The following is a 5,063-nucleotide window of genomic DNA, read 5'->3' as shown; positions in this document are numbered from 1 at the left end:
ATTCGAAATCAAAAAAGGTATGACAGAAGTTTTATCACTAAAAGTAGAGAATGAACTAGTAGATAAAGGTTCAGTAGAAATTACAAAAGTAGATAAAGACAGTCAGAAAGCATTAGAAGGCGTAGTTTTCGAAGTACAAGATGAAAACGGCAAAGTAGTAACGGAAGTAAAAACAGATAAAAATGGTAAAGCAACAGTTGCAGATTTATCAGTAGGAAAGTACAAATTAGTAGAGAAAGAAAGCTTACCAGGTTACAAACAATTAACAGAGCCAGTATCGTTTGAAATTAAAAAAGGAATGACCGAAGTTCTATCATTAAAAATAGAAAATGAAATGGTAGATACGGGAAATGTAGAAATTACAAAAATAGATAAAGATAATAAGGCACCGTTAGCAGGTGTAGTCTTTGAAGTTCAAGACGACAAAGGCAAAGTAGTAACGAAAGTAACGACAGATAAAGCTGGAAAAGCAACAGTTGCAGATTTATCAGTAGGAAAGTACAAGCTAGTAGAAGTAGAGAGTTTACCAGGCTACAAAAAATTAGAAAAGCCTGTACCATTTGAAATTAAAAAAGGTATGACAAAATCTTTAGCGTTCACTGTAGAAAATGAAATGGTAGATACGGGGAATGTAGAAATCACAAAAATAGATAAAGACAGTAAAGCACCATTAGAAAATGTTGTATTTGAAGTACGTGACTCAAAAGGAAAAGTAGTTGCGAAAGTAACAACGGATAAAGAAGGAAAAGCAAACGTTTCAGATTTATCTATTGGAAAGTATGAGTTAGTAGAAGTAGAAACACCAGCAGGATACAAACCACTAGAAAAGCCAATTTCATTCGAAATTGAAAAAGGTAGAGTTACAGCATTACAATTGACTGTAGAAAATGAATTAGTGGATGTAGGAAATGTAGAAATTACAAAAGTAGACAAAGAAACGAAAGATGCTTTAGCTGATGCAGTATTTGATATTCAAGATGAAGCAGGACAAGTAGTCGCTAAAATAACGACAGATAAAAAAGGACAAGCAAAAGTTACTAATTTATCAGTTGGAACATATAAGTTAGTAGAAGTGAAAGCACCAAAAGGATATAAGCAATTAGTAGATCCGATTGCCTTCCAAATTGAAAAAGGCATGACAAAATCTCTTGCTTTAACAGTCGAAAATGAAATGTTAGACAAGGGAAATGTAGAAGTAACAAAAGTAGATAAAGATAGTCAAAAAGCATTAGCAGGTGTAGTCTTCGAAGTACAAGACGAACAAGGCAAAGTAGTAACAAAAGTAACAACAGATAAAGAAGGAAAAGCGAAAGTTTCAGATCTATCAGTAGGAAAATACAAATTAGTAGAAACGGAGAGTTTACCAGGTTACAAAAAACTAACAGAACCAGTATCATTCGAAATCAAAAAAGGTATGACAGAAGTTTTATCATTAAAAGTAGAGAATGAACAGTTAGACAAAGGTTCAGTAGAAATTACAAAAATGGCTGCTGAAAGTAAGCATGTATTATCAGGGGCAGAGTTTGAAGTTCATGACGAAAAAGGAAAAGTAGTAACGAAAGTAACAACAGATAAAGAAGGAAAAGCGAAAGTCTCAGACTTATCTGTAGGTCACTACACACTTGTAGAAGTAGAAGCACCAAAGGGTTATGAAAAATTAACTAATCCAATTCCATTTGAAATTACAAAAGGAATGATAAGTCCAGTTCAATTACAAGTATTAAACAAATTGACTTCTTTAGCACCACCAGGCCCAGAGAAACCAGAAACGACGGATCCAGAAAAACCAGAAACAACGGATCCAGAGAAACCAGGAACAACGGATCCAGAGAAACCAGGAACAACGGATCCAGAGAAACCGGGAACAACGAATCCAGAGAAACCGGGAACAACGAATCCAGAGAAACCAGAAACAACGGATCCAGAGAAACCTGAAAAAGAATTACCGAAGACAGGACAGAAAAAGCCTGTGGAACCATATATGGGAGCACTTCTTATTATGATGAGTTTTGGATTGCTCGTATTAGGTAGAAAACAGCAGAGATAATAAAAATGAAAAGGTATCCTCAAAGTATTGGAGGATACCTTTTTTATTTGGCATAAAAAACATTTAGCAAAAGAACACGATGCAAATAGAAACAAAAAGGAAGAAAAAATTCGTCTTATTTTCTTAATATTGTTATATCAAAAAAACTATATATATTTAATGTAAAAATAAAAGGTTAAAGGCCTTCGTAATGTTTGTTTGAGTACTTTAAGAAAGAGGGCTTTTTCCTAAAGTATTCAAAGGATGATAGTCCAATAGCAGGTGGGAGATGAAACTCGTTTTAGCACTGTATTAACACCTTGAAATATAGATAGGGGAAAATAATGTAAAAAAAACTATTGTATATTTAAAAACCTTATGTTACATTTGTGTTACAGAAAAGTTACAAACGGTAACTTATGTTACAGTTTGTTTTCTTTTGTTTTTCTTTATGTTACGAAAATATGTAAAGCTAAAAAAATAGCAACCTAAAAATAGTTTTTCTATGTGTATAAGAGTGTGTGTAGTAAAGAGCCTGGTGAGAGCTTTACGCACATTATTAAAATTCCTTTCTGTCTTTAAAAGAAGAAGAAAACCAACTACCAACTATTTGGGAGTTTTAAGTAATGATAGTAAATGAAATGTACTTCCTTTCCCACACACAAAGTACATCTTTATTTTCAGTCTAATTACTACACAGACTTTTATACATATGCTGTTATCGTTTTAGGGATATATAGGAGGAGAAAAAATGAAAAAGTTATTAATGGTAATTGGACTTACGTTTTTAATGTTAGCTGGGTGTAGTAATGGAAATTTTGACAAAGCAATGGATGAAGGGAAGACCGCGTTAACGAATAAAGAATATAAAAATGCATTATCATCATTTGAAAAAGCGCTAGATGAGAAAAAAGACGATTCAGATGCAAAGATGCTTGTAGAACAAACGAAAGTAATGATTGAAGCAGTGAAGTTAAAAGAAGAAACAAAGATAGAAGAATCAATCAAGTCATTTGAAAAAGTAGAGAACATGAAGGATGGGAATAATACACTTATAAAGCAGGCAAAGGAAGAACGAACAGCATTACTAGCTGTGTTAGAACAAAAAAAGAAGTATAGTGAGCAATTGGCGAAAAGTGAAGAGTTAATAAGTAAGAAAAATTATGCACAAGCGAAAGAGATATTAAATAAGTTAGTTGCAGAAACAAAAGATAATAAGAACCTTGAAGAATATAATAAAAAAGCAGTAGGATTAGTTACTAAAATGAATGAAGAAGAAAAAACTGCACAGAATGAAGCTGCGAAGGCACAAAAAACAAATGTAGTAACGAATCAAAAGGTAGCAACAGAAAAGACTCAAAAAACTGAGGCAGAAAAAAATCAAAAGGTAGCAGCAGAAAAGAACGAAAAAACTGAGGCAGAAAAAAATCAGAAGGTAGTAACAGAAAAGAACGGCAAAACTGAGGCAGAAAAGAATCAAAAAGTAGAGACAGGAAAGACTCAAGATGCATTTACTTTTGAGAAAGCGAAAGCATATATTAAAAATGAATATAAAGAAGACTATGATTACACGCTAGAAAATACGCAAGTAGAGAATGGAAAGAAATATTATCAAATAAGAGTGCATACGACATATAAAATAGAAGGTGCAGGTGGACCAGGATTTACTGGTGTATTTAAAGTATTCGAAGATGGTACAATCGTTGAAATGCACTAAATTGATGGAAAAGGTATCCTCAAAGTATATGAGGGTATCTTTTTTAGCATAAAAAAAGCATCTAGCAAAAGTACTAGATGCAAATAAAAACACAAGGGAAGACAAAATTCTTCCCGTTTCCCGTATGTAATTATATCAAAAAATATATAAAAAACTAGCTTTATTTTTTATATAATTGATGTGTAAAGCTATGAAAGTATAAGATTACACTGTTTTCATAGTGTTTTATTAAAAAAAGGAGAAAGAAATAGTAAACAAAAACATAGACAAAAGTAGGCATATATAGTGAAAAGTAATTATGAAACAATATAAACCAAAAGGATTTTCAGAAATGCTTAATGTCTCTGTTAAGACATTGCAAAGGTGGGACAATCAAGGTGTTTTACCTGCTTAGCGAAACCAAAAAGGAAGAAGATACTATACAGAAGAACAGTATAAGGAATATATGAGTATTCAAGAAGAAAAAAAGTAGGCGAAGTAGTTATTCAAATCCAGGTCAGAAAGATGATTTAGAAAATCAGGTTGAGTTTCGCAAATGCACGAGGGATAATTGTAGATAAAGTTATCAAAGGTATTGGTAGCGGATTAAACTACAAAAGAAAACAGTGGAATAAACCTGATTGACAGTTGTATGGAAAGAAATATTTCGACGATCATCATTGCACACAAAGATAGATTTGTACGTTTTGGATATGATTGGTTTGAAGAGTTTCTTCGTAAAATGGGAGTGGAAATTATGATTGTTAACAATGAAAAACTATCTCCTCAAGAAGAACTTGTTCAGGATTTAATATCTATCATTCATGTATTTAGCTGTAGAATATGTGGGTTGAGAAAATACAAAAAGAAAATGTCGGAGGATGGAGACTTATGAAAAGAGCATATTTAATAGAAATCAAACCGACAACTGAACAAGTTAGTAAAATCCGTCAAACTATTGGGGTGTGTCGATATGTATATAACCTGTATATTTCTAAAAATAAAGAGGCATATGAGTCGGAGGGGAAATTTCTTAGTGGCTATGACTTTTCCAAATGGCTAAACAACATTCATACAAAAGAGTGTGATCAGTGGATTAAAGAAGTGTCGAGCAAAGCGGTAAAACAAGCGATTATGAATGGAGATAAAGCTTTTAAGCGATTTTTTAAAGGTTTATCTCAGTTTCCACGATATAAAAAAAAGAGGAAGCAAGATGTGAAGTGCTACTTTCCGAAAAACAACAAAACAGATTGGACAGTAGAAAGACATAGAGTAAAAATCCCCACAATTGGTTGGACAAGGTTAAAAGAATATGGGTATATCCCTAAAAATGCAACTGTA

At 32.6% G+C, this 5,063-nt stretch carries 3 protein-coding genes and 1 pseudogene; all 4 read left to right on the top strand.

Annotation, left to right across the window (positions count from 1 at the left end):
• Positions 1-2,047 (top strand): MSCRAMM family protein (locus ACLBWW_RS28470; RefSeq protein WP_447614400.1); only part of this gene is annotated, 2,047 nt, incomplete at its 5' end.
• Positions 2,048-2,777: 730 nt separating this feature from the next.
• On the top strand, positions 2,778-3,743 hold the full coding sequence (locus ACLBWW_RS28465; protein WP_048545338.1) for a hypothetical protein: 966 nt from the start codon (positions 2,778-2,780) through the stop codon (positions 3,741-3,743).
• A 298-nt stretch (positions 3,744-4,041) separates the two neighbouring features.
• Positions 4,042-4,617: pseudogene (locus ACLBWW_RS28460) on the top strand (IS607 family transposase).
• A partial coding sequence (locus ACLBWW_RS28455) for an RNA-guided endonuclease InsQ/TnpB family protein (RefSeq protein ID WP_447614399.1) occupies positions 4,614-5,063 on the top strand: 450 nt, incomplete at its 3' end. The pseudogene ACLBWW_RS28460 and the gene ACLBWW_RS28455, both read left to right, overlap by 4 nt.

The organism is Bacillus sp. M5A3_1b (genome assembly GCF_053345335.1).
The sequence above is the reverse complement of the archived record's forward strand: the minus strand, read 5'-3'. Positions and strand labels throughout refer to the sequence as shown.